This window comes from Corynebacterium minutissimum (assembly GCF_016889765.1).
GTDB classification, from domain to species: domain Bacteria; phylum Actinomycetota; class Actinomycetes; order Mycobacteriales; family Mycobacteriaceae; genus Corynebacterium; species Corynebacterium minutissimum_B.
Genome location: NZ_CP069533.1, coordinates 1522801 through 1544381, shown reverse-complemented (window position 1 = coordinate 1544381; position 21581 = coordinate 1522801). Strand labels below are relative to the sequence as shown.

The following is a 21581-nucleotide window of genomic DNA, read 5'->3' as shown; positions in this document are numbered from 1 at the left end:
CCATGAAGGTGCAGACAACGGCCATTGAGGGCCTTCTCATTGTGGAGCTCGACGTCCACGGCGATAACCGCGGCTGGTTCAAGGAGAACTGGCAGCGCGAAAAGATGGTGGCGGCCGGCTTGCCGGACTTCCAACCGGTGCAAAATAACGTCTCCTTCAATGCGGAGAAAGGTGTCACGCGCGGCCTACATGCGGAGCCCTGGGATAAGTTCGTCTCCGTGGCGTCTGGCCGGGTGTTCGGCGCATGGTGCGATCTGCGCGAGGGCTCAGCCACCTTTGGCCAACTGGTGACCAACGAGATTGGCCCCGACACGGCCGTGTTCGTCCCGCGTGGGGTGGCCAACGGATTCCAAGCGCTAGAGCCGTGCGCCTACTCCTACCTGGTCAATGACCACTGGTCCCCGGATGCGGAATACACCTGCGTCAACCTGGACATGGTGGACTGGCCGCTGGAACCAACGGAGATTTCCGATAAGGACAGGGAGCACCCCGCGCTTGGCGACGTCTCCCCCATGCCCCCTCGCCGCGTCCTCGTCACCGGCTCAGGCGGGCAGCTGGGCCGCGCACTGCAGAAGTTTCTGCCCTCCGCTGGTCTGGGCCAGGTGGAGTTCTGCGGGCACGAGGACTTCGATATCACCACCCCACCTGCCCGTCCGTGGAAGCAGTATTCAGCCATCATCAACTGCGCGGCTTATAACGACGTCAACGGCGCGGAAGAGGATCGCGCCTCGGCCTGGGCAGTCAACGCCGATGCGCCAGCGAAGCTCGCGCGCATTGCCGCGGAGAACAATCTCACCTTGGTGCACGTCTCCAGCGACTACATCTTCGATGGCTCCCACGAGGTCCACGATGAAGAGGAACTGCCCTCACCTCTCTCGGCCTACGGGGCGTCGAAAGCCGCGGGCGATACCGCCGCACAAACCGCCCCGCGCCACTACGTCATCCGTACCTCGTGGGTCTTTGGCGATGGCGCCAACTTCATGGCCACGATGCGCTCGCTGGCGAATAAGGGAGTCAAGCCCTCCGTCATTCACGATCAGCGCGGACGCCCCACCTTTGCCGAAGACCTAGCCAAGGGCATCATCCACCTGCTCAAGACCAATGCCGAGTACGGGGTGTACAACATCTCCAACTCCGGCGACGTGGTGGGCCGCGATGAAATTGCCATGGCCGTCTTCACCGGCGTGGGCCAGGACCCTGCCAATGTCACGCCGGTGAGCACCGAGCAATACCGCGAGATTGCCGGGCCCGAGGCTCCCCGCCCGAAGGAGTCCACCTTCGATCTATCCAAGATTGAATCCACCGGCTTCACACCGATGAATTGGCGGGCTGCTTTGGCGCTCTACCTGGGACTTTACCCAGCATAACACTCAACATAACACTTAACTTCCCGCGTGTTATGTTATGTGTTATGTTGAGTGGCATGTAGAAAGAAAGGCCTGCTCATGACCCCAACGGAGCTCGATGAGTTGATTGCGCAGCTGCGCGTTATCGGCAGCAATAAACAGTCCGTAGAAGTGAAGTCCGCTGTGGGCAAGGACGTGCTCTCTACCCTGAGCGCCTTCGCCAATGGCACCGGCGGCACACTCATCGTTGGCCTATCAGAGGACGATGGCTTCACGCCCATGAAGAACTTCTCCGCGTCCACAGCCCAAGATCAACTAGAAACCCGCTGCCAACAGCTCATCCCTCCGGTTCGCCCCAATATCGACATCATTGAGTTCGAAGGCAGCACAGTACTTGTTGCAGCCATTGATGAACTCCCCGCCCGCGACAAGCCCTGCTATGTTTCCGAACGCGGCTTGTATAAGGGCAGCTATATTCGCACAGGTGATGGCGATACACGGCTCTCGCAGTACGAGGTGAACCGGCTCGTTGAGGAGCACACCCAGCCCACGTGGGACGAGGAGGCAATCCCTGACTCCTCCCTAGACGATATCGAGGGCGCAACCCTCGATGCATTTCTTGCAGTACAACGAGAACGCCGACCCAAGACCTTTGCCAATGGGCATGACACAGCGTTGAGACGTTTGCGCATCCTCAAGGACGGCCACCCAACCCTGGCTTCACTGCTCGTGATGGGGGACTACCCTCAGGAGTTCTTCCCCCGACTCACCGTGACCTTCGCCCTCTTTCCGGGAACATCCAAAGGAGACGTCACCACGGGCATTCGCCTACTCGACAGCGCTACTCTTCACGGCACTATTCCGGAGCTAGTGAGCGAGGGCATCGATATTGTGAAAAAGAACATGCGCACTGCGGGTTTTATAGGCGATAAGTCTCGTACCGCACTTCCGGACTATCCCATAATCGCTGTCCGTGAGGCCTTGGTGAATGCGCTCATGCACCGCGACTATTCCCCCACCGCTCGCGGCAGCCAAGTACAAATCAACATGTTTGTTGACCGCCTGGAAATCACCAACCCGGGTGGTCTTTATGGAGGGGTTACGCTGCGGAATCTGGGAGAGGCTGGGGTCAGCTCTACCCGCAACCAGCGGCTAGCCACATTCCTAGAGGACATCCCCTTGCCGGAAGGTGGTGTTGCTGCAGAAAACCGTGGCACCGGCATCGCCACCATCCACCAAGCTTTGGCCGATGCGCTCATGCCGAAGCCAGAGATTATCAACCGGCTCGATAGTTTCACCATCATTTTTCACCGCCGCAAAGTGGCCACCCAGGAACGCTACGGCACGGCTCGCGACCACGTGGAGCACCTTCTCCATAACAGCCCATCCGTGTCTACGACGGAGCTGGTTGAGGCTACAAAGCTGAGCAGGACAGCAGTCCAGAAAGCGCTGAACGAGCTCATCCGCGATAATATCGCCGAGAAGACCGAACCCGGCCGCAGCCCCAAACAACGCTACAGGCTGCGAAAATAGAGCATAACACTCAACATAACACTTAACTTCCCACGTGTTATGTTAAGTGGGAAGTTAAGTGTTATGTTCCCCAGCCCGCGCCGCCGCGCCCCAGCGCTGGCCCCTCCTCCGTTAAGCTTAAACCTCATGAAGGGCATCATCCTCGCTGGCGGTTCCGGCACGCGCCTCTACCCCATCACCAAGGGCATCTCGAAGCAGCTCATGCCCATTTACGACAAGCCGATGGTCTACTACCCACTGACCACCTTGATTCAGGCCGGTATCCGGGAGATCCTCATCATCACCACCCCGGAAGACCAGGACGCCTTCAAGCGCCTGTTGGGTGATGGTTCCCAACTGGGCCTCATGCTCCACTATGCGGTCCAGCCGCGCCCAGAAGGCTTGGCCCAAGCCTTCCTCATTGCGGAAGACTTCATCGCTGATGACGACGTGGCACTCGTCTTGGGTGACAACATCTTCGAAGGCCACGGCTTCTCCACTGCACTTAATGAGTGCCGCCGCCCCGATGGCGGCATCATCTTTGCCTACGAGGTCTCCGACCCGCAGCGCTATGGCGTCGTCGATTTCGACGAATCCGGCCAGGCCCTCTCCATTGAAGAAAAGCCCGCCACACCAAAATCCAACCACGCTGTGGTGGGGTTGTACTTCTATGACAATTCCGTGGTGGACATTGCGAAGAGCATTAAGCCCAGCGCGCGTGGGGAATTAGAGATCACCGCCGTCAACGAGGAATACTTGCGCCGCGGACGGCTCCGAGTCAAGCGCATGCAGCGCGGTGACGTGTGGCTGGATACCGGAACGGTGGACTCCATGAGTGAGGCCTCCGCATATGTGGAAGTCATGCAGAAGCGCACCGGCACCGTCATTGGCTCACCGGAAGTAGCCGCGTTTGCAGAAGGTTTCATCGACGCCGCAGCGCTTACCGCGCTGGCTCAGCCTCTCCTGAAGTCTGGCTACGGCCACTACCTTCTCGCAGCTGCCGACGAGGGCCGTCCCAACTAATTAAATTCACCCCTAATCTGGCGCGGCGCCGTGTAGCGGTTAAGGTAACGGCATGCCGAATTCACGCGAGTCCTCATCCTCCCGCAAGTCAGCCCTGTCCACGGTCAGCCCCATCGTGTGGGGAATGCTGGTGGTCATCCTTCTCTTGGTGGTCGTCATTGGCTTCCTACTCGGTGAACGCAATACGGGAAAGGATAACGCGGCACCGGGTGCTGAGCAGGTACAGACCAGCGCGGTCCCTGCGGACTCCAGTAAGGACATGGCTGCCGACGCCTCCAAGGCCACCCCCGGAACGAAATTCTCCGACGGGAAGGGGGACCCGATGACGTTCGGCCCCGGCGGTGACACCAAGTCCGGAGACATCACGGTGGTGCACCGCAAGAAGGAGGATGATCCTTTCGCCATCGGTGCGGTGGATGCCCCCGTGGTGATTTCAGAGTTCTCCGACTTCGAGTGCCCGTTCTGCTCCCGCCACGCCAACGTTACCGAGCCGGATATCCTCACCAAGTACGTGGAGAAGGGCTTGGTAAGAATTGAATGGAACGACTTCCCCGTCAACGGCCCTGCCGCCATCGAGGCCGCCAAGGCCGGACGCGCTGCCGCAGCACAAGGCAAGTTCGCGGAGTTCAAGCACGAGCTCTACACCGCCAGCAAGGACATCAGCGGCCACCCGGAGTTCGACATCGACGACTTCATGAAATTTGCCAAGCAAGCCGGCGTTGCAGACCTGGATAAGTTCCGCCAGCAGGCCACGGACGATACCTACACTGAGGTCATCGAGACGGCCACTCGCTATGCCTCCCAGATTGGTATCACGGGTACCCCGGCATTCGTGGTGGGAGACCAATTCATCGGTGGCGCACAGCCACCCGAGGTATTTGAGCAGATCATCCAAGAGCAGCTAGGAAAGGCAGCCAATGGATAAGCCGCCGCTAATTGTGTGGGTCTTCATCGCGCTCGTCCTTCTGACCGGGCTACTAGGCGGTTATGCGGTGGGGGTGAGCGTATGAGCATCGGAATTTTCGGCGCCCTCATCGCCGGCGTGCTGACCTTGATCAGCCCCTGTTCAGCTCTGTTGGTGCCGGCCTTCTTTGCCTATGCCTTTGAGTCGCAGCGCCAACTGCTCGTCAAGACCCTGGTGTTCTTCCTCGGCTTGTGCACCACGCTCGTCCCCATCGGCATGGGGCTGGCCGCCCTCCTCGCGCAGTACCGCAGCCAGGTCATCACGGTGGCAGGCTGGATCATCATCGCGCTGGGAATCTTTACCGCACTGGGCGGTGGTTTCCGCATCCCCGGCATGGATGCGCTCTCCGGTAAGGCCCGGGGCAGAGTGTTTCTGCTCGGCGCGGTATATGGCTTTGCCGGTTTTTGCGCGGGCCCGCTCTTGGGCGCTGTTCTTACCACCGCTGCTGCATCCGGCAGCGCGCTCTATGGCGGACTCATCATGGTGGCGTATGCCGCAGGCATGGCCGCACCACTCTTCCTACTGGCTGCGCTGTGGGAGCGCCTCGACGTTGGCTCGTGGAAATGGCTGCGCGGACGCGAGGTCACTTTAGGCCCCGTGCGCACGAATACCCTGTCCATCGTGTCGGGCGCCTTCTTCGTGCTCATCGGGGCGCTGTTCATCGTCAGCTATGGCAGCGCGACGCTACCCGCAGTGCTGAGCACGGATGCGCAGTTCGCGGTGCAGGACAAGGTCCGCAGCTTCAGCGAAGGCGTGGCGGATGCCTGGGTCTGGTTCGGCCTGTCCCTTACCGCCACGGTGGCGGTGGGCATTAAGGCTGCCCGCACGCCGGCCTAGGGGCATAGCCCTAGGCCAGGGTTCAGGAGTTAATAGCCGCGCGCAACGTACTCGTCGATGCGGGCAGCTTCCGCGCCCACGGTGGTCTCATCGCCGTGGCCCGGCAGAACGCGGGTCTCCGGCGGAAGGTTGAGCACGCGGTTGCGCAGGGACTCGATGATGACATCGAAGTCGGAGTACTTGCGGCCCGTAGCTCCCGGGCCACCGTTGAAGAGGGTGTCACCGGAGAGCAGGGTGCTATCGGCGGCGTCGTACAGCACGACGCAGCCCGGGGAGTGGCCCGGAGTATGGAAGACCACGAGGTCCTCCCCACCAATCTTGAAGATCTGGTTATCCTCCAGCGCGGCGTAGTTAGCCTCCGCGTGGGTTTCGCGCCACAGCTGCTCGTCATCCGGATGGAGGTAGAGCTGCACACCATAGTGCTCAGCAATCTCAGGAGCGAGCTCACAGTGATCGTTGTGCGCGTGGGTCAGCAGCACGCCCGTCACGGAGCGCTCGCCCACCTCGTCGTAGATACGCTCGGCGTCGTGCGCCGGATCCACGATGTAAAGCTCCTGGCCACCGGAGACGATGTAGACGTTGTTGTCCACGTCCCACTCGCCACCATCGAGGCGGAAGGTGCCAGAGGTGACAAACTGTTCAATCTTCATTTCGGGTTCCTTTCCGGGCTGAGGTAAAGCGCATGCTTGTGAAGATTCGGCTGTCTTTAGAATTCGACGACGGACCGCAGAACCTTGCCGGCCTTCATGGTGCCGAAGGCCTCTTCGACGTCGTCTAGCGCAATGCGCTCGGAGACGAACTTGTCCAGCGGGAACTGGCCGTTCTTGGACAGGGATACGTAGGCCGGGAAGTCGCGCTCGGGCAGGCAGTCGCCGTACCACGCCGGCTTGATGGAACCGCCGCGGCCATAGAGGTCGATGGCGGGGATGTCGACATGGTCGGTGAGATTGGGAACGCCCACCATCACCATGCGGCCGGCGTGGTCGCGGGAGTAGAAAGCCTGGCGCCACGTGGGCTGGATACCCACGGCATCAATGGTGACATCGGTGCCGAAGCCGTCGGTAAGCTCACGCACGGCCTCGATTACCTCATCCTCGGAGAGGTCCTTGCCGCAAATCGTGTCAGTTGCGCCGAACTCGCGGGCGGTCTCCAGCTTGTTTTCATCAAGGTCCACAGCAATAATTTTCGCCGCACCGGCCAGCTTCGCGCCGGCAATCGCAGCAGTGCCCACACCACCGCAGCCGAAGACAGCCACGGACTCGCCAAGCTGGATGTCAGCGGTGTTGACGGCCGCGCCCAAGCCCGCCATGATGCCGCAGCCGAGCAGACCGGCGGCGGCCGGGTCGGTCTCCTCTACCTTGGTGCACTGGCCCTCGTGGACCAGGGTCTTCTCGGCGAAGGAACCAATGCCGAGCGCCGGGGTGAGCTCGGTGCCGGCATCCGCGTCGCCATCGGCAAGCTTCATGCTCGTGGACGCGTTGTGGGTATTGAAGCAGTACTTCGGCTCGCCCTTCTTGCAGGCACGGCACTCACCGCACACCGCGCGCCAGTTCAAGATGACGAAGTCGCCGACCTCGACGTGCGTAACGGCAGAACCTACGCGCTCGACGACGCCCGCCGCCTCATGGCCCAGCAGGAAGGGGAAAGCATCCTCGATGTCACCATCGCGGTAGGCCAAGTCGGTATGGCAGACACCGCAGGCCTGCACCTTGACGATGACATCGTGCTCACCGGGGGCGGGAACTACGATGTTGACGGTCTCGACGGGCGCACCTTTGGAGCGCGCGATGACGCCGCGGACAATCTCCGCACCTTGCTGGGAGCTATTTTCATTTACATTTTCATTAACAGTCATGCCCGCGAGGGTACGCGAAAGGCTCGGGCGACGTCGCCCGAGCCCAGAGGGAATTCGAGTTCGCCTTTAGAAGCTAGCGAGGTGGTTGGCCACAAACTCGTGACCACGCGCATTGACATGCAAAGGCAGGTTACCCGGACCCGCGGAGAAGTCCACGAGGCCCGCCCACAGGCGCTTATTGGCGTCCGCACACATGCCACGGTCCCACGTCATCGGCTTCATATCTACAAACTCCGTGCCGGTCGCGTGAGCCAGGTCCACCTGCATCCACTGCGTGACATTCTCATAGCGCTGGACCATCGGCAAAGCGGTGGCATCAGCCGGCTTAGGGCCAACGTGGATAAGGCAGTAGCGGTCACCAGAACCGATAGTCGGGTAACCCACAATCTGAATGCGGGCATTCGGCGCAGCGGCACGAATCTTGTGAATAATCGGCGCGTTGGCGCCAACCCAGCGGGCACGCATGTCCTTATCAGACAGCCCAGCGTTGTTGTACGTGTCATTGAAACCGCCGGCGTAGATCACGCGTTGGGTCTCAGCGGTGAGCTTGCCACGGCGAATTGCATCATCAACCTGCGCGTTCATCTGTGGACCCTGGGACATCGATACTGCACCGGAGCAGGAGAAGTCCGCCACCGGCATGCCCAGCTTGGCGGCGGTACGCTTGGCAAAGTTATTACCGGATGGACAATCCAGGCTGGGATTGCGGCCGGACGAGCCCAAGCGCGAGGAGAGGTAGGTGTCCAACTGCGGGTCTGCCAGGACGGAGTCGCCAAAGGCAACGAGGTTGCGTTCCGCGGCTGCTGCCTGGGGAACGTGGGACAGGCCAACTGCCACGAGGAGGGTTGCACAGAAGGCCGCGAGGCGCCGAGTAGACTTCACGTGACGAGTTCCTTTCGGGAAAGAGTATGTTCTAGACCGAAACCATAATAGACTAAGCTAACGATTGAAGCTTATGTAACAATAGCAACACCTTTAACATATTGCTCTGATTGACGGCCTTTCTATCCCCTCCCTATCGCCTCTACCCCACCACGAGAATCTTATGAAGCTTTCTGATATCACCTTCCACGCCAACGCGATCGCGCGGTTTATCCCCTCGCTCTTCCACGCCGGCCTCATCAGCCCCGCCGGTGGGCCCCGCGCTTGGGCTGCGACCCTGCCTGTCTTGGCACGCTACCGTTTCACCACCGCCCGCGAGGTCGAGCAGGCCTACCTGACCTGCCCGGAACGCCTGGCGCTTATCGACGACGACGGGGCCCTCACCTACCGCCAGCTCCGCGATCACTCCCAGACCTTCGCGCGCTGGCTGCTCTCGAAAAACCTCGACGAGATCCGCTTAGGCGTCATGGCCCGCAACGGCCGCGGCATCATTACCCCGTTGGCAGCCAAGGGCTATGCGGGCGCGCACATCTTCTTGCTCAACGTGGGTTCCTCCCCGGAGCAGCTGGCCGGCTGCATCGAGGAAAACCGCATCAACGTGCTCGTCATCGATGACGAGTTCATTGACCGCCTTTACCCCGCTGGCGACCTCCCTGAAGGCCTTTCCGTCGTCATCGCTCATGAATCCGGTGTGGATCGTCCGGCGATGCTGGCTGCGGCCCCTACGCTGCACCAGATTGTGATGCGCCCGCGGGACGTCGCGAAGCACAAGCTTCCTGCCTGGCCCCAACACGGGCATATCGTGCTCATGTCGTCCGGAACTACCGGAATTCCCAAGGGCATCATGCGCCCGGAGCCCACGCTGCCGGTGGTCGTTGCCTCCATCGTGGGCTCGGTGCCGTGGCGTGCGAACCAGAAGGTGCAGATGACCGCTTCCATTTTCCATACGTGGGGCTGGGCCTGCATCAACATTGCACTAGGCCTGCGCAACACCATCGTGACGCGGCGCGTCTTTGACCCGACGGCTGCGCTCGACGACATTCAGCGCTACCAGCTCGATGGTCTGCTCTCCTCCCCCGTCTTCTTCCGCCAAATGGTTGAGGCGGACCCGGATTCCAGCTTCGATACCTCGAGCCTGCAGTTCATTGCCTCGGCCGGTCATGCTCTGACCCCGGAGATTGTCAAGGAAACCCACGAGCGCTTCGGCCCGATTCTGTGCAATGTCTATGGTTCGACGGAGCTCGCGTTGGCATCGACGGCCAGCATGGAGGAGGTGGCCAAAGACCCCACCATTGGCGGCAAAATTGCCTCCGGCACCAAACTGCGCATCCTCGATGAGGACGGCAACGAGGTTCCCCGCGGTGAAGTGGGCGAAATTTACCTGACCAATTCGACCGCCCTCATTGGCTATACCAACCCGAAGATTCCGCTCAATAAGGTGGATGGGCTCATTTCCATCGGTGACCTGGGCTATATCGATCCCGACGGTTACCTCCATGTGGTGGGGCGCGCGGATGACATGATCATCGTCGGCGGTGAAAACGTGCACCCGCAGTCGGTCACTGAGGTGCTTGAGGCCATGCCGGGCATCGCGGAGGTACATGCCGGCGGCGTGGAGGATGAGACCACCTTCCAGCGCATCGCCGTGTGGGCCGTGACCACGCGCGATGCCCTGGGCAACGCCGTGACTGCCGACGCCATTCGTACCTGGGTCCGCGAGAACCTCGCCGACCACTCCGTGCCGCGCGACGTCCACTTCCTGGACAAGTTGCCACGCAATGCCACCGGCAAGGTGGTGCCGCGCCTGCTGCGCAGCACCGACTAGCCCACGCCTATTCCTCTCAAGACATAGAACCCTCCGAGCCAAAACTGCCCGAGTTGCCAAAACCAACCTTGTTTCATGCGATGTGGAGCGAAGGTTTTGGCAACTAGGGCAGTTTTTGGTGTCTGGGTTTTAGTCCCGCCGGTCCCTGAGGTGGGCCGGGGGCAGATTAGCTGCTGCGCTTGATGGTTGCTGCGACCTCGCCTGGCAAGGCATGGCCCTCGCGGGCGATGTCGATGCCGGCGACCTGCTTGGCCGTCGGGCACACCACCGGGGTGATGAGATTGACGCCGCGCTCGCGCAGCTTGCTTGCCTCCACCGCGATGATCGGCGTGCCGGCGGTGACGGTGTCGCCCTTCTTGGCCAGGGCCGTAAAACCTTCGCCCTTGAGCTCCACGGTGTCGATACCGATGTGGATAAGCAGGTCCAGCCCATCCGCGGTCTGCATACCGAAGGCATGGCGCGTCTTGAAGATCATGGTGATGGTGCCGTCTACGGGAGCGCAGACGTCGAAGGCATCGACGGCATCAGGCATCACCGCAAAACCTTCGCCCACCATGCCCTGCGCAAAGGACGCATCCGGGACTTGGGAGAGCTCGACGACGTCTCCGGCGAACGGGGCACGCACGTCGACGCCTTCGCCCTCGACGTGGGAACTGCTAGAAGAAGCGCTGCTGTTGCTGGCGCCCTCGGCGCTGGCAGGCACGCTGGCTCCAGTACCCGCGGCACCTGCCGAGCTCGCAGCGCCAGCAGTGGCCAGGGCCGGGGAGCCGTGGCGCAGCTGGTGGCTGACCTCGTCATACATGAACTGCACAGCCGGGCCCACGATGACCTGGACGCTCTTCTCCGAGGGGTGTATCACACCGGAGACGGCGGCGCGTTTGATCACGGAGTCGTCGACAAGCGCGCGCTCCTTCACGCCGACACGCAGACGCGTGGTGCAGTAGTCCAGGGAGTCAATGTTGTCCTTGCCGCCAAGCCCCTCGATGATGCGGGCGGCGTCAACTGCGGTCTTGTCATCACCGCTACCGGAATCCTCGGTGGACTCTGCGGCAGCATCGTCCTCACCGCGGCCCGGGGTCTTGAGGTTGAGCCAGCCGATGAGGAAGTAGAAGATGACGAAGTACAGAGCGAAGAAGGCGACGCCCATGACCAGCAGCATGTACCACTTGTTGGCCAGCGGATTCTGCGAGGAAAGCAGCATATCCACGAAACCGGCAGAGAAGCCGAAGCCGGCGGTCCACTCCATAGCTGCGGCGATGAAGACGGAGAGACCCATGAGGAGCGCATGCACGACGTAGAGCAGCGGGGCAACGAACATGAAGGAGAACTCCAGCGGCTCGGTCACGCCGGTGAAGAAGGAAGCCAGGGCGCCAGCGGCCATGAGCGAGCCGACGACCTTGCGCTTGCTCTTATCCGCGCGCAGGTACATGGCAAGTGCCGCACCCGGTAGGCCAAACATCATGACGGGGAAGAATCCAGCCTGGTAGCGGCCCACGACGCCCTCGACCGTGCACTGGCCGTTAGCCCAGATACCCGGGCAATCAGCGGCGGAGGTAGCGGCGGCGGCTGCCTCGATGGTCTTCTGACCACTCTGGAAATTGCCAATGTCATTGATACCGATGACATCGAACCAGAAGACGGAGTTCAGCGCGTGGTGCAGGCCCGTCGGGATAAGTAGGCGGTTGGCCACACCGTAGATACCAGCGCCTGCAGCACCCAGGCCTTGGATGGAGGCACCAAAGTTGAACAGCGCGTGGTAGATGAACGGCCACACGAAGTAGAGGATTCCGGAGACCACGATGGCGAAAATGGCGGTGAGAATCGGCACGAGGCGCCGTCCAGAGAAGAAGGCCAGGAAGTCCGGCAGCTTGGTGGCGTGGAAGCGGTTATAGACCCACGCCGCCATGATGCCGGCGAGAATGCCGAAGAGAACGTTGCCGCCGCCCACGGCGTTCCAACCTTCCGCGGCCCACTCCAGTGCCTCGTTGCCAGTCAGCGCGGTGGGGTCTTCGATACCGCGGTAACCGGCCACGGCGTCGGGGCCCAGCAGCTTCATGAACGTGGCGAAGGCCAAAAAGCCCGAGAGTGCGGCAGCACCGTTGGAATCCTTGGCCAGGCCGAAGGAAATCGCAATGGCGAAGATCCAGCCCAGATTGGCCAGCACCGCGTCGCCGGAGCTAATGAGCAGCTGGGCGGCGAGGTTCTCCGAGCCAGCGGCGCTGGAGATCCAGTAGCCAACACCACTGAGGATCGCCGCGACGGGCAGCACCGCCACGGCACCCATGAGGGCTTTTCCGAGCCGCTGTAGCGGCCCCATCACATTGAATTTCATAGGGGAGAGTCCTTTCTAACAGGAAGAGACATGGAATGAAAAAGATAAAGAGAAGTTTTTCTACAGACGGTTCTGATCCGCGTAGAGGTAGTACTCGCGGTCCTCCAGGAGAGAGGCGGCGGATTCATCAACGATGACGGTCGCGCGCGGGTGCAGCTGCAGCACCGATCCAGGGCAGTGCGCTGAAAGTGGACCTTCGACCATCGCGTGCACCGCGTTGGCTTTGTTGCTGCCGGTGGCGATGAGGAGCAGGTGGCGGGCCTCGCTAATCGTGCCAAGACCCTGCGTGATTGCGTGGCGCGGAACCTCTTCGACGTTGTCGAAGAAACGGGAGTTATCCTTCACAGTCTGCGGGTGCAGCGCCACCACGCGGGTGCGGGACATCAGGGAGCTCGACGGCTCGTTGAAACCGATGTGGCCATTAGCACCAATGCCGAGCAACTGGACATCGACGCCTCCGGCATTCCGAATGGCCTGGTCATAGGCGGCGCTGGCTGCCACGGGGTCGGCAGCGCTACCTTCTGGACTCTTGACCAAGGCATCATCGAAATCGACGTGGCTGGTGAAGTCACGGCGGATGGTGGCGTAGTAGGACTGCTCATGCTCGGGGTGAAGGCCAAGGTACTCGTCAAGAAGAAAAGCGCGGCTGCCGGCGAAGCTCACCTCGCCGCGCTCGTGGCGGGCGATAAGCTCCTTGTAGGTAGCCACCGGGGTGGAACCCGTGGCTAGACCCAGGGTGGCGGAATTGTTGGCGTAGCTTGCGAGGATATCGGCAGCCGCGACGGCGACCTCGGCTGGGGTGGAGCGGATAAGGATGTCCATGATCTGCCTTCCTGATGTGAGTGAGAGTCTTTTTAAGAGTTTATAAATTCGGTACCACCGACAATGACACGCACCGGTTCCAGCTGAGCATTGAGGCCCACCAGGTTGGCGCGCGCGCCAACCGCGATGCGGCCTAGATCCTTCTCCCCCATCACATCCGCGGCCGTGGTGGAGGTAAAACGCACTGCCTCGCCCAGACCATGGCGAACAGCAAAGCTGGCGAATTGTTGGGACAAAGTAGAGGTGCCGCCCGCGATAGCGCCGCTGGACACGCGCGCTACTCCCCCGCTCACGGTGACGGGGAGGGAGCCCAATTCATAGTCACCATCGGCCATTCCAGCGGCCGCCATGGCATCCGTCACCGCGAACGCCCGGGGGTTGTGGGCCATGTCCACGGTGCCGTCGACAAGATGTACGCCATCGGCGATGAGCTCGACGGCCGCATTCCCCGCCTTCGCCGCGGTGAGCAAGGCGGCCACCGGGCCCGGCGCGCGGTGATGGATGGAGGGCATGGCATTGAAAAGGTGCGTGCCGGTCACGGTGACGCCGAGCTCCTTGGCCTTGGCGATAGCGTTCAGCGTGGTGTCATAATCGGCCTCGGTATGCCCCAGGCTGGCGATGATGCCATGCTCCGCGCAGAGTTCGAGCAGCTTGTCGACGTTTTCCGTCTCCGGCGCAAAAGTAATGGAGCAAAGGTGCCCGCGGGCAGCGGCGATAACCGCGCGGAAGAAGTCCGGGTCGCCCGGCACGATGCGCGAAGGGTCCTGCGCGCCGCACTTGGCCGCCGCGATGAAGGGGCCTTCCATGTGGATGCCGGCGATCTCGCCTTCCTCAGCCAGCTGGGCCAAAAGCTCGGCCCTGGCGCACAGCTCTTCTTGCGTGCCGGAAACCAAGCTGGCCAGCAGCGTCGTGGTGCCGTGCGCGCGGTGGAAGCGGGCGGCGGCCAGGCACTGCTCATAATCGCCGTTGGGGAATCCCCCGCCGTTGCCGCCGTGGTTGTGCAGGTCCACGAAACCGGGCACCCAGAGCAACGCATCCGGGTCCCCGGCGCGCCAGGCGGCCTCGGCTGCGGGGACGTCGCCAAGCTCTATACCCTCAATACTCTCCCCGAACGTGACGGCACCAGCGCGCAGCTCGAAATTTTCATCGATGTAGAGGCCCTCGACGTGGCCTTGACTCCCTGTTCCCTCTGGCTGCATATTTCATTCGATTCTGTATGTCTGGGCAGACACGGCACCCGCCCGGTTGATAGTTCATTTGAAATTTATCAGGGCTGCCGGTTTTTGTGAACCACGCCTACTTCTGAGGGGGATGTGAGCACAGGTTGCTTTTAGTATGTTCGGTACACGCGGGATGGCGAAAGGCCCCGGGAACTACCAGCCGCGGGTATCCACTCGGTCCCAGAGCTCGTTGCTCGCCAGCTCACCAGCGTCCGCCGGTGAAGCGCCAACGAATACATCTCGTGCATCAGGATCATCAGCAAGAATGTAGCGGAACCACGCGGTCGCGTAACCGTCCCCGAGCTCTAGAACGTCCTTGTGGTCCGCGCCCAGGCGGCGGGCAATGATTGCCGGACCACCGGCTGATTCAAAGCTTTCCTGCAGGTCTTTCCATGGGCTAACAAACCAGCGGTCTGAACGGCCATCACTCGTCATCAGGAAAAGCGGTTCCTCTACGTCGGCTGCGTCGTAGTCCCAGTCATTGGACTGTGCCACTTTGTGGGAGGCCGGGCTCGCCGCATACACAGCTGCTACCTCCACTTGTGCCGCAGCGTTGATAGCACCCGCACCGCCCTGCGAGTGCCCAAAAATACCGACCCGCGATCGGTCCACACGGGAATCCAGTTCCGGCAATCTCTCAATTAAGTGCACGACATTCTCCCCTGTTCCGGTGTGGGGAGTCTCATCGCCGACGACCACGAAGCCCCAACTAGCCAGGTGTTCCGCCACGGGTAGGTAGCTGCTCAACGGCGTGTTCGTGCCATTAGCCATGACCACCGCAGGAAACGGTCCCGCGCCAATCGGTGCCGCAACGGTCACATCGCCATCACGCCGGACGTCAACCTCGTGCGGTCCCTCGTCCGCGAACGACGCTTCCAGCGGGCCACCCGTCTCAGCGCTGTATCCGGCAGCCACGCCGTCATCACCGGTGACGCTGTCTGCGTCTACCCACTGCATGAATCCAACAAACCCGACAAACGCCACCACAATCACGGCCACCACGGCAATCATGCCAATCACAAGCTTTTTCATGCTCTACATTTTGATGTTCACAAGGGCGAAAGGCACTAGCGCTAGCACTACTTTTTCCTGTACACAGCGCACGACCCAACTCACCCCGAAGGGAAGCACTTGCGGAGAATAAAGTACGAGCGCTCCTTATCCCGCAACGGTAGAGTTGACGCCATTTAGCCCACCTGACCCACAACTCACACGGAGCTATCCTCATGGCCCACTTTTCTGCACGCCAGCTCAAGCGCTTCATGGGATTCTGGCCACCCTTCTTGGGCGCGGGCATAAAGATCAAGGAATTCACTGATGACGGCACGCGCGTCGTGGTCAGCCACAAGCCGAACATGTTGACCAAGAATGCCATGGGCGTTGCCTTCGGCGGCACGCTCTCCGCCATGACGGATCCGTTCTTCATGCTCGCCTCCATGCACCGCCTGGGCAAGGAGTACCGCATCTGGGATGCCGCTGGTGAGATTAAGTACCTCAAACCCGGCCGTGGCACAGTCACCGCCGATATGCGCATCCCGGAGGAGACCTACGCGCTTATCAAGGAGAAAACCGCCAACGGTCAGAAGTACCTGCATTGGTTCGACGTCAACATCATCGATGAGGAAGGCGATGTCGTCGCTCATGTGCGCCGGCAGGTGTATTACCGACGCAAGCAGAAATAAGCAGCGAGTGCGAAAGCCTGCGCATCGTCGCAGATGCTGGGGTTACCGGAGTATTTCCCAAAAATTCTGGCGCCGAGTTTACCTGGTAGTTTGATTCCATTTTGTCCACACCGGGAAGTTATGTGTTCCGGGAAGTTATGTGTTGTGGAAGGCCTCGCGCCCAATTATCCTTGAGGCACAACGTCAACCCGACAAGGATAAAGCTGGGTTCCCGAATGGGAGTAGGGCTTCGGCCTGAGAATTCCTTTGCTCCGAGGGTTGGCATTTTTACTTTGTTCTCACCTTGGCCTGCAAGACAGGCCTAAACGACAAAACGTGTTGTTTAGGCCGATTTAGTAGCCGGTGACGATAGGAAAATACCCCAGCTGGAACACTGTTCTAGCCGGGGCTTAATGGAGCCGCCTGCGAGAATCGAACTCGCGACCTTCTCATTACGAGTGAGATGCTCTACCGACTGAGCTAAGGCGGCACGGTGCACCATGTTTATGCACCGCGTGAGAGTTTAGCCTAGGCCTGGGCTGAGAAAGAAATCGGGCTATCACCTGTAGTGTGCACGCAGCACACGTGCTGGTTAGCGCGCACCGCAGGCAAGGCGCAGGCGGCCCACCATTCCGTCGAAAGCCACCTGTGGGGTGACGTTCTGCGGCAGTTGCTCGCGGCAGGTACGGATGGCGGACTGGGCGGCAAGCAGGCCGTCTTCGCTCACGCGCTGTGCCAGTTCACCGGCCAGGCCCGCGAAGTCCGGGTGAGTCATCTCCACCTCAGCGCCAACTTTGAGCATGAGCGCATCGCGATAAATACCGGCGAGATCTACCAGGGCGATGTCGAGGCCGTCGGCGATGCGTCGCTTAGCGCGCTTCTTATGGAGCTCCTCCAAGTCTTTCAGGGCACTGCGGGCGTCGCGCTGCGCCTTCGCCGCGCCCTTGCCCTTGGCACCGACGCCGAAGGATTGCTCAATCTTGGAGCGCTCCGCCTCCTCAGCTTCCGCATGGGAGTCCTTGGCGTCCTTCTCAATGAACTTCAGCAGCGTGGTGACGGATTGGAAAGCGACGGAACCGTGGAAGACATCCTCGGCCAGGTTGATGGCCATGGCGCGGCGTTTCTGCGCGGCTTGATCCTGCACAAGGTGGCGCGCGCGGCCCACATGACGCAAGGTGGTGACGGCAGCGAGGCGGGCGTCATCTTCACTAGCCCCCTCGGCGACGAGCTGCTTGACGACGCCCTCCACGCTCGGCGCCGGGATATAAAGGTGGCGGCAGCGCGAGCGCAGCGTAACCGAGAAATCCTCCGGGTCCTCCGAGGGCGCCACCATGATGATGACGGTGCGCTCCGGCGGCTCCTCCACGGTTTTGAGCAACGCATTGGCAGCCTCGTTGCGCAGGCGGTCGGCTTTGTTAAAGATGACCACGCGCCACGGCGCCACACTGGGCAGGCTGGCCGCGCGCCCGATAACCTCACGCGCCTCGCCGACGGTGATGAACTGTTCCTTGGGGTCCACGTAGACCAAGTCGGTATGCTCTTGATTCTCCAAAACGCTCTGGCAGGACGGGCAGCGCCCGCAGCCGGGGTCACCGTTCGCATCGGCAGAAGTACACATGAGCGCCGCGGCAAAGCATTGCGCGGCCAGTGAGCGCCCGGCACCGGGAGGGCCTGTTAACAGCCAGGAATGGCTCATCGCGCGCGGGTCACCCTCGCCGCGTGCCGCGCGGGCAGCACTGAGGATGGTGTGGGCGACGGAGGGGGCGTCGGCAAGCCTTTCGGCAACGCTGGAGGTGTTCACTCGCCCTAGCCTACTGGGATAACTAAAGTGATTAACCATGAATAGACTGATGCGTGGCGCCCGCTGGTTGTGGAGCACCCAATGGCCGATGTACGCCGCGCTCGTCTTGGGCGCCAACATTATCGGCGCCATCGCGATTATGACCTTTGTGGTCTTCTTCCTCCCCATGCCGGAGATTTCGGAGTTCATCTCCGATACCCCGCACCTGTGGACCTACGGTTCACTCTTTGTCATCTTCGCCGTCATCATCGGCATTGCGGTAACGTTGCGCATCTTCCGGCCAGTACTGGATTGGCAACGCAACCCCACGGCCCACGACCCCAACATGGTGCGCAACCTCGTGCTGCGCATCCCCATTTACCAGGCCGGGGTTGCCGCTATGGTGTGGTTGCTCGGCATCATCCTGGCTGTGGTGCTCGCCGGCCAACAATCAGCGAGCTTGGGAATCGTGGTGGGAGTGTCCTCCACGCTGGCCGGTGCGCTCGTGGTGTTGCTCACCTATCTACAGGCAGAGCGCCTCGTGCGGCCCGTCGCGGCGGAGGCCGTGGCGCGGCGCTTCGAGGATTCCACTTTGGAGCCGCCGATTAAGTACCGCCTGATGTCCACGTGGCTCATGACTTCCGGTATCCCGCTCATCGGCATCATCTTGGTCCACGTGGGCCAGAAGATGGGGATGTTCACCACCGAAACCTCCGATATTATTCCCGCCATCATCGCGCTGAGCATCACCGCGTTAGGTACGGGGCTTATCGGCACCATGTTCGCCATGATGAGCGTGGTGGACCCCATCCTGGAATTGCAGGACGCCATTAACCGCGTGCGCCGCGGCGAGACCGATGTCCAGGTGGATATCTACGATGGCTCCGAACTCGGTGTTCTCCAGGCCGGCTTCAACGAAATGATGCGCGGCCTGCGTGAGCGCCAGCGCGTGCGCGATATCTTCGGCCGCTATGTCGGCACCGAGGTGGCACAGCGTGCTCTGGAAGAACGCCCGGAACTCGGCGGCGAGGACCGCAAGGTGGCCGTGCTGTTTATCGACGTCATCGGGTCCACCACCTTCGCCGTCAACCACACCCCGGAAGAGGTCGTGGAGGAGCTCAACAAATTCTTCGAGCACGTCGTCGAGGTAGTGCACCGCAACAAGGGCATCATCAACAAATTCCAGGGTGACGCCGCCCTAGCCGTCTTCGGCGCGCCACTCACGGTCTATGATGCCAACTCCATGGCGCTGCAGGCTGCGCGCGAGCTGCGCCAGGAGCTGCGCGGTTTGCAGCTGCAGGCGGGCATAGGCGTAGCCGCGGGCCACGTGGTGGCCGGCCACATTGGTGGTGCGGACCGCTTTGAGTACACCGTGATTGGTGACGCCGTCAATGAAGCCGCACGCCTGACCGAGCTGGCCAAGGACACCCCGGGCCAGGTGCTCACCAACTCTGCCACTCTGCGCGGAGCCAACGAGGCCGAGCAAGCACGCTGGACACTGATGAAATCCATTGAGTTGCGTGGGCGCCGTCGCATGACGCAGTTGGCACGCCCCATTCGCCCGACGTTGGCCGAACGCGCCCAAGGATAAGCAAGTCCTTGTGACTCTGGTAGCTTCGGAGCCATGCCCCATCAGTCGCACCAGCCCCACCTACCACGCCAGGCCTCGAGTCCTCGCCTCCTTGTCCCTGATGTCGCCCGCGGCATGGCCCTTCTGGGCATTGCTCTAGCCAACATCACCACTGGGTGGATCTCCACCAGCGGTGAGGGGCCTGACGCCTACTTTGGCGGCGTCGAGACCCTCGCGGACAAGATTTATGTGGTCTTTGCCGCCATGTTCGTCCACGTGCGTGGCCTGCCTATGTTCTCCACGCTTTTGGGCTTCGGCGTGGGACTTATCGCGATGAGCCTGTGGCGCCGAGGTTTCCCGCTGGGCCGCGCGCGGACGGTGATTGCAAAGCGCTACGGGTTCTTGGCTCTGTTCGGAGCTCTGCATTGCCTCTTCCTGTTTATGGGAGACATCATGATGTTGTACGGAATGATGGGTATTCTCATCGCGCTCGTACTTTCCCTCTCCGATAGAGTCCTCATGATTGTGGCCTACGTGCTCTTCGGGCTCACAGTATTGAGCGGTATCGGCATGGGGATAGGCACCGCGTTCATTGATACGTCGAAGATTGATGTCGGCGCTTTTTCCTCCGCACAAAGCTACTGGGAACTGCTAGGCGAACAAGCCTTTATGGTGGTCGCTCAACTTTTCTCGCTGCCCTTCACCGGATTCATGGTTCTACCGGTGATGCTCGTGGGCTTCGTGTGGGCGCGCCGCGGCACACTGGCGGGCGGACACCGCCGCGAGCTTTGGATTTGGACGGCGATTACCGCGGCCATCATTCTCTTCATCGGTCTGCCTTGGGGCTTGGCCGCCAGCGGATTCATTGATCCGGCGCTGGGTGGGCCCCTCAACGCGGCGAATAGCTGCATCGGTATGCTCACCGGGCCGGGCATCGTGGCGGCGACGACGCTCGCCTTGGAACCCCTACAGCGCCGTGGCGCGCGCCCGTGGTTCCTGTGGCCGCTCATCGCGCTGGGCAAGCGTTCCATGACCGGCTACGTGCTGCAGTCCGTGTTTTTCCTGGCGCTGGTCTACCCCTTCACGCTGAACATTGGACCGGAGTTCAGTGCCACGGGCCAGGCAGCGCTGGCCGCCGGCGTGTGGCTAGCAACGCTCCTTATCGCCTGCGCGCTTGAGGCCGCAGGCAAGCCCGGTCCTTTCGAGTGGGTTCACCGTCGCTTGTCCTACGGCAAGACGATGCGCCCAGAGTTGGGGGCTGTGCCTAACCCTGTGCCTTCCGCGCCAGCCCATCCACCAGCAGCACCAGGCCTACCGTCTGGGCCGCCGACTGGCCCGCAGCCAGGAGCTTTCCCACAGCCGTTCCCGCAGCAGGGAGCTGCGCCGCACGCGTTCCCGCCACCGTCGCAGCCTCAGAGGCCAGAAGAAGATTGGCGCCGTGGCTGATGCCCTGCGTAGATTCGGCAGCACGCAGGGCCGGGTCACCGGCTAGCGCGGAGAGCGCAGCCGCTGGGATTCCAGCGACAGCTGTGGCAAGGCGTTCGCTCCGAGTACGAGCTAGCGAGATGCCAGCCGCCCACGCGCCCGCACGCACGCCCCACCCCGTCGCGTCGTTGCGCGCACCGCGCAACTGCCAGGCAAACGCCGCGTATTGCACGCTCACGCACGTCACACCAAACGTCGTTGGTTTACCACGCTTGGCGGCTTGGCCCACGGCAGCAGCGGTGAGCCCGACGCGGGTCTCTGGTGAGCAGTCGGGGCGCAGGGCCAAGGCCACAGGGGCCGCAATCGTCGTCGCGGTGCCCAGCGTGCGCCAGGTAAACAGGCCCGACCATGCGGCGGTCTCCCCCGCAGCGAGCGCGCCGAGCGTGAAGTGATCGCGGCCGGCAAAGGCTGGGCCCACCGCGCGCAGGAGGGCGACGGTGCCTTCCTGGGTACGGTCCAGCATGTCG

General features: G+C 61.7%; 17 protein-coding genes and 1 tRNA gene. 9 read left to right on the top strand and 9 right to left on the bottom strand.

Features of this window, described 5'->3' with window-relative positions:
* Positions 1–2 precede the first annotated feature (2 nt).
* The 5 genes from I6J26_RS07135 to I6J26_RS07115 all read left to right on the top strand — a co-directional run bounded on the left by I6J26_RS07135 (position 3) and on the right by I6J26_RS07115 (position 5682).
* Complete coding sequence (locus I6J26_RS07135) at positions 3–1367, top strand: sugar nucleotide-binding protein (RefSeq protein WP_115021066.1); 1365 nt, start codon at positions 3–5, stop codon at positions 1365–1367.
* Positions 1368–1445: 78 nt separating this feature from the next.
* Positions 1446–2879: an ATP-binding protein gene (locus I6J26_RS07130; protein ID WP_115021065.1), complete on the top strand. Its 1434-nt coding sequence runs from the start codon at positions 1446–1448 to the stop codon at positions 2877–2879.
* Between the two features lie 126 nt (positions 2880–3005).
* Positions 3006–3881, top strand: a complete 876-nt coding sequence (rfbA, locus tag I6J26_RS07125) for a glucose-1-phosphate thymidylyltransferase RfbA (protein ID WP_115021064.1) — start codon at positions 3006–3008, stop codon at positions 3879–3881.
* Between the two features lie 52 nt (positions 3882–3933).
* Positions 3934–4806, top strand: a complete 873-nt coding sequence (locus I6J26_RS07120) for a DsbA family protein (RefSeq protein WP_115021063.1) — start codon at positions 3934–3936, stop codon at positions 4804–4806.
* Positions 4807–4887: 81 nt separating this feature from the next.
* Positions 4888–5682, top strand: a complete 795-nt coding sequence (locus I6J26_RS07115) for a cytochrome c biogenesis CcdA family protein (RefSeq protein ID WP_115021062.1) — start codon at positions 4888–4890, stop codon at positions 5680–5682.
* 29 nt (positions 5683–5711) lie between these two features.
* Here the strand turns inward: I6J26_RS07115 and I6J26_RS07110 are convergent, their stop codons facing one another.
* From I6J26_RS07110 to I6J26_RS07100, 3 genes are all read right to left on the bottom strand, one after another.
* The gene (locus I6J26_RS07110; RefSeq protein WP_115021061.1) at positions 5712–6332 is read right to left on the bottom strand and encodes an MBL fold metallo-hydrolase; all 621 of its coding nucleotides are present in this window, start codon (positions 6330–6332) and stop codon (positions 5712–5714) included.
* 56 nt (positions 6333–6388) lie between these two features.
* Positions 6389–7537: an S-(hydroxymethyl)mycothiol dehydrogenase gene (locus tag I6J26_RS07105; protein ID WP_115021060.1), complete on the bottom strand. Its 1149-nt coding sequence runs from the start codon at positions 7535–7537 to the stop codon at positions 6389–6391.
* Between the two features lie 66 nt (positions 7538–7603).
* Positions 7604–8419, bottom strand: coding sequence for a GDSL-type esterase/lipase family protein (locus I6J26_RS07100; protein ID WP_115021059.1), 816 nt, complete (start codon positions 8417–8419; stop codon positions 7604–7606).
* Positions 8420–8582: 163 nt separating this feature from the next.
* Between I6J26_RS07100 and I6J26_RS07095 the strand changes: the two genes are divergently transcribed.
* Positions 8583–10244 (top strand): AMP-binding protein, encoded by a 1662-nt coding sequence (locus I6J26_RS07095; protein WP_115021058.1) that lies wholly within the window; start codon positions 8583–8585, stop codon positions 10242–10244.
* A 166-nt stretch (positions 10245–10410) separates the two neighbouring features.
* On the opposite strand, the gene nagE is transcribed toward I6J26_RS07095, so the two are convergent.
* The 4 genes from nagE to I6J26_RS07075 form a co-directional block, all read right to left on the bottom strand.
* Complete coding sequence (nagE, locus tag I6J26_RS07090) at positions 10411–12576, bottom strand: N-acetylglucosamine-specific PTS transporter subunit IIBC (RefSeq protein WP_115021057.1); 2166 nt, start codon at positions 12574–12576, stop codon at positions 10411–10413.
* 60 nt (positions 12577–12636) lie between these two features.
* On the bottom strand, positions 12637–13398 hold the full coding sequence (gene nagB, locus I6J26_RS07085; protein WP_115021056.1) for a glucosamine-6-phosphate deaminase: 762 nt from the start codon (positions 13396–13398) through the stop codon (positions 12637–12639).
* Between the two features lie 32 nt (positions 13399–13430).
* Entirely contained in the window at positions 13431–14597 is a 1167-nt protein-coding gene (locus I6J26_RS07080; protein ID WP_115021055.1) for an N-acetylglucosamine-6-phosphate deacetylase, read from the bottom strand.
* 174 nt (positions 14598–14771) lie between these two features.
* A complete protein-coding gene (locus I6J26_RS07075; RefSeq protein WP_115021054.1) occupies positions 14772–15650 on the bottom strand; it encodes a hypothetical protein in 879 nt (292 codons plus the stop codon).
* Between the two features lie 194 nt (positions 15651–15844).
* On the opposite strand from I6J26_RS07075, the gene I6J26_RS07070 reads away from it, so the two are divergent.
* Entirely contained in the window at positions 15845–16300 is a 456-nt protein-coding gene (locus tag I6J26_RS07070; RefSeq protein WP_115021053.1) for a DUF4442 domain-containing protein, read from the top strand.
* A gap of 393 nt (positions 16301–16693) precedes the next feature.
* Here I6J26_RS07070 and I6J26_RS07065 read toward each other — a convergent pair.
* Together I6J26_RS07065 and I6J26_RS07060 are read right to left on the bottom strand one after the other, a co-directional pair.
* Positions 16694–16769: transfer RNA gene (locus I6J26_RS07065), tRNA-Thr, on the bottom strand.
* 102 nt (positions 16770–16871) lie between these two features.
* Entirely contained in the window at positions 16872–18119 is a 1248-nt protein-coding gene (locus I6J26_RS07060; RefSeq protein ID WP_115021052.1) for a DNA polymerase III subunit delta', read from the bottom strand.
* On the opposite strand from I6J26_RS07060, the gene I6J26_RS07055 reads away from it, so the two are divergent.
* Together I6J26_RS07055 and I6J26_RS07050 are read left to right on the top strand one after the other, a co-directional pair.
* The gene (locus I6J26_RS07055) at positions 18118–19650 is read left to right on the top strand and encodes an adenylate/guanylate cyclase domain-containing protein (protein ID WP_115021051.1); all 1533 of its coding nucleotides are present in this window, start codon (positions 18118–18120) and stop codon (positions 19648–19650) included. The two genes, I6J26_RS07060 and I6J26_RS07055, sit on opposite strands and share 2 nt — an antisense overlap.
* A gap of 33 nt (positions 19651–19683) precedes the next feature.
* Positions 19684–21075, top strand: coding sequence for a DUF418 domain-containing protein (locus tag I6J26_RS07050; protein ID WP_115021050.1), 1392 nt, complete (start codon positions 19684–19686; stop codon positions 21073–21075).
* Positions 21076–21581 lie beyond the last annotated feature (506 nt).

Excerpts from the sequence above, each read along its gene's own strand:
- I6J26_RS07135 (WP_115021066.1), top strand. The coding sequence starts at position 3 with ATGAAGGTGCAGACAACGGCCATTGAGGGCCTTCTCATTGTGGAGCTC.
- I6J26_RS07130 (WP_115021065.1), top strand. The coding sequence starts at position 1,446 with ATGACCCCAACGGAGCTCGATGAGTTGATTGCGCAGCTGCGCGTTATC.
- rfbA (WP_115021064.1), top strand. The coding sequence starts at position 3,006 with ATGAAGGGCATCATCCTCGCTGGCGGTTCCGGCACGCGCCTCTACCCC.
- I6J26_RS07120 (WP_115021063.1), top strand. The coding sequence starts at position 3,934 with ATGCCGAATTCACGCGAGTCCTCATCCTCCCGCAAGTCAGCCCTGTCC.
- I6J26_RS07115 (WP_115021062.1), top strand. The coding sequence starts at position 4,888 with ATGAGCATCGGAATTTTCGGCGCCCTCATCGCCGGCGTGCTGACCTTG.
- I6J26_RS07110 (WP_115021061.1), bottom strand. The coding sequence starts at position 6,332 with ATGAAGATTGAACAGTTTGTCACCTCTGGCACCTTCCGCCTCGATGGT.
- I6J26_RS07105 (WP_115021060.1), bottom strand. The coding sequence starts at position 7,537 with ATGACTGTTAATGAAAATGTAAATGAAAATAGCTCCCAGCAAGGTGCG.
- I6J26_RS07095 (WP_115021058.1), top strand. The coding sequence starts at position 8,583 with ATGAAGCTTTCTGATATCACCTTCCACGCCAACGCGATCGCGCGGTTT.
- nagE (WP_115021057.1), bottom strand. The coding sequence starts at position 12,576 with ATGAAATTCAATGTGATGGGGCCGCTACAGCGGCTCGGAAAAGCCCTC.
- nagB (WP_115021056.1), bottom strand. The coding sequence starts at position 13,398 with ATGGACATCCTTATCCGCTCCACCCCAGCCGAGGTCGCCGTCGCGGCT.
- I6J26_RS07080 (WP_115021055.1), bottom strand. The coding sequence starts at position 14,597 with ATGCAGCCAGAGGGAACAGGGAGTCAAGGCCACGTCGAGGGCCTCTAC.
- I6J26_RS07075 (WP_115021054.1), bottom strand. The coding sequence starts at position 15,650 with ATGAAAAAGCTTGTGATTGGCATGATTGCCGTGGTGGCCGTGATTGTG.
- I6J26_RS07070 (WP_115021053.1), top strand. The coding sequence starts at position 15,845 with ATGGCCCACTTTTCTGCACGCCAGCTCAAGCGCTTCATGGGATTCTGG.
- I6J26_RS07055 (WP_115021051.1), top strand. The coding sequence starts at position 18,118 with ATGAATAGACTGATGCGTGGCGCCCGCTGGTTGTGGAGCACCCAATGG.
- I6J26_RS07060 (WP_115021052.1), bottom strand. The coding sequence starts at position 18,119 with ATGGTTAATCACTTTAGTTATCCCAGTAGGCTAGGGCGAGTGAACACC.
- I6J26_RS07050 (WP_115021050.1), top strand. The coding sequence starts at position 19,684 with ATGCCCCATCAGTCGCACCAGCCCCACCTACCACGCCAGGCCTCGAGT.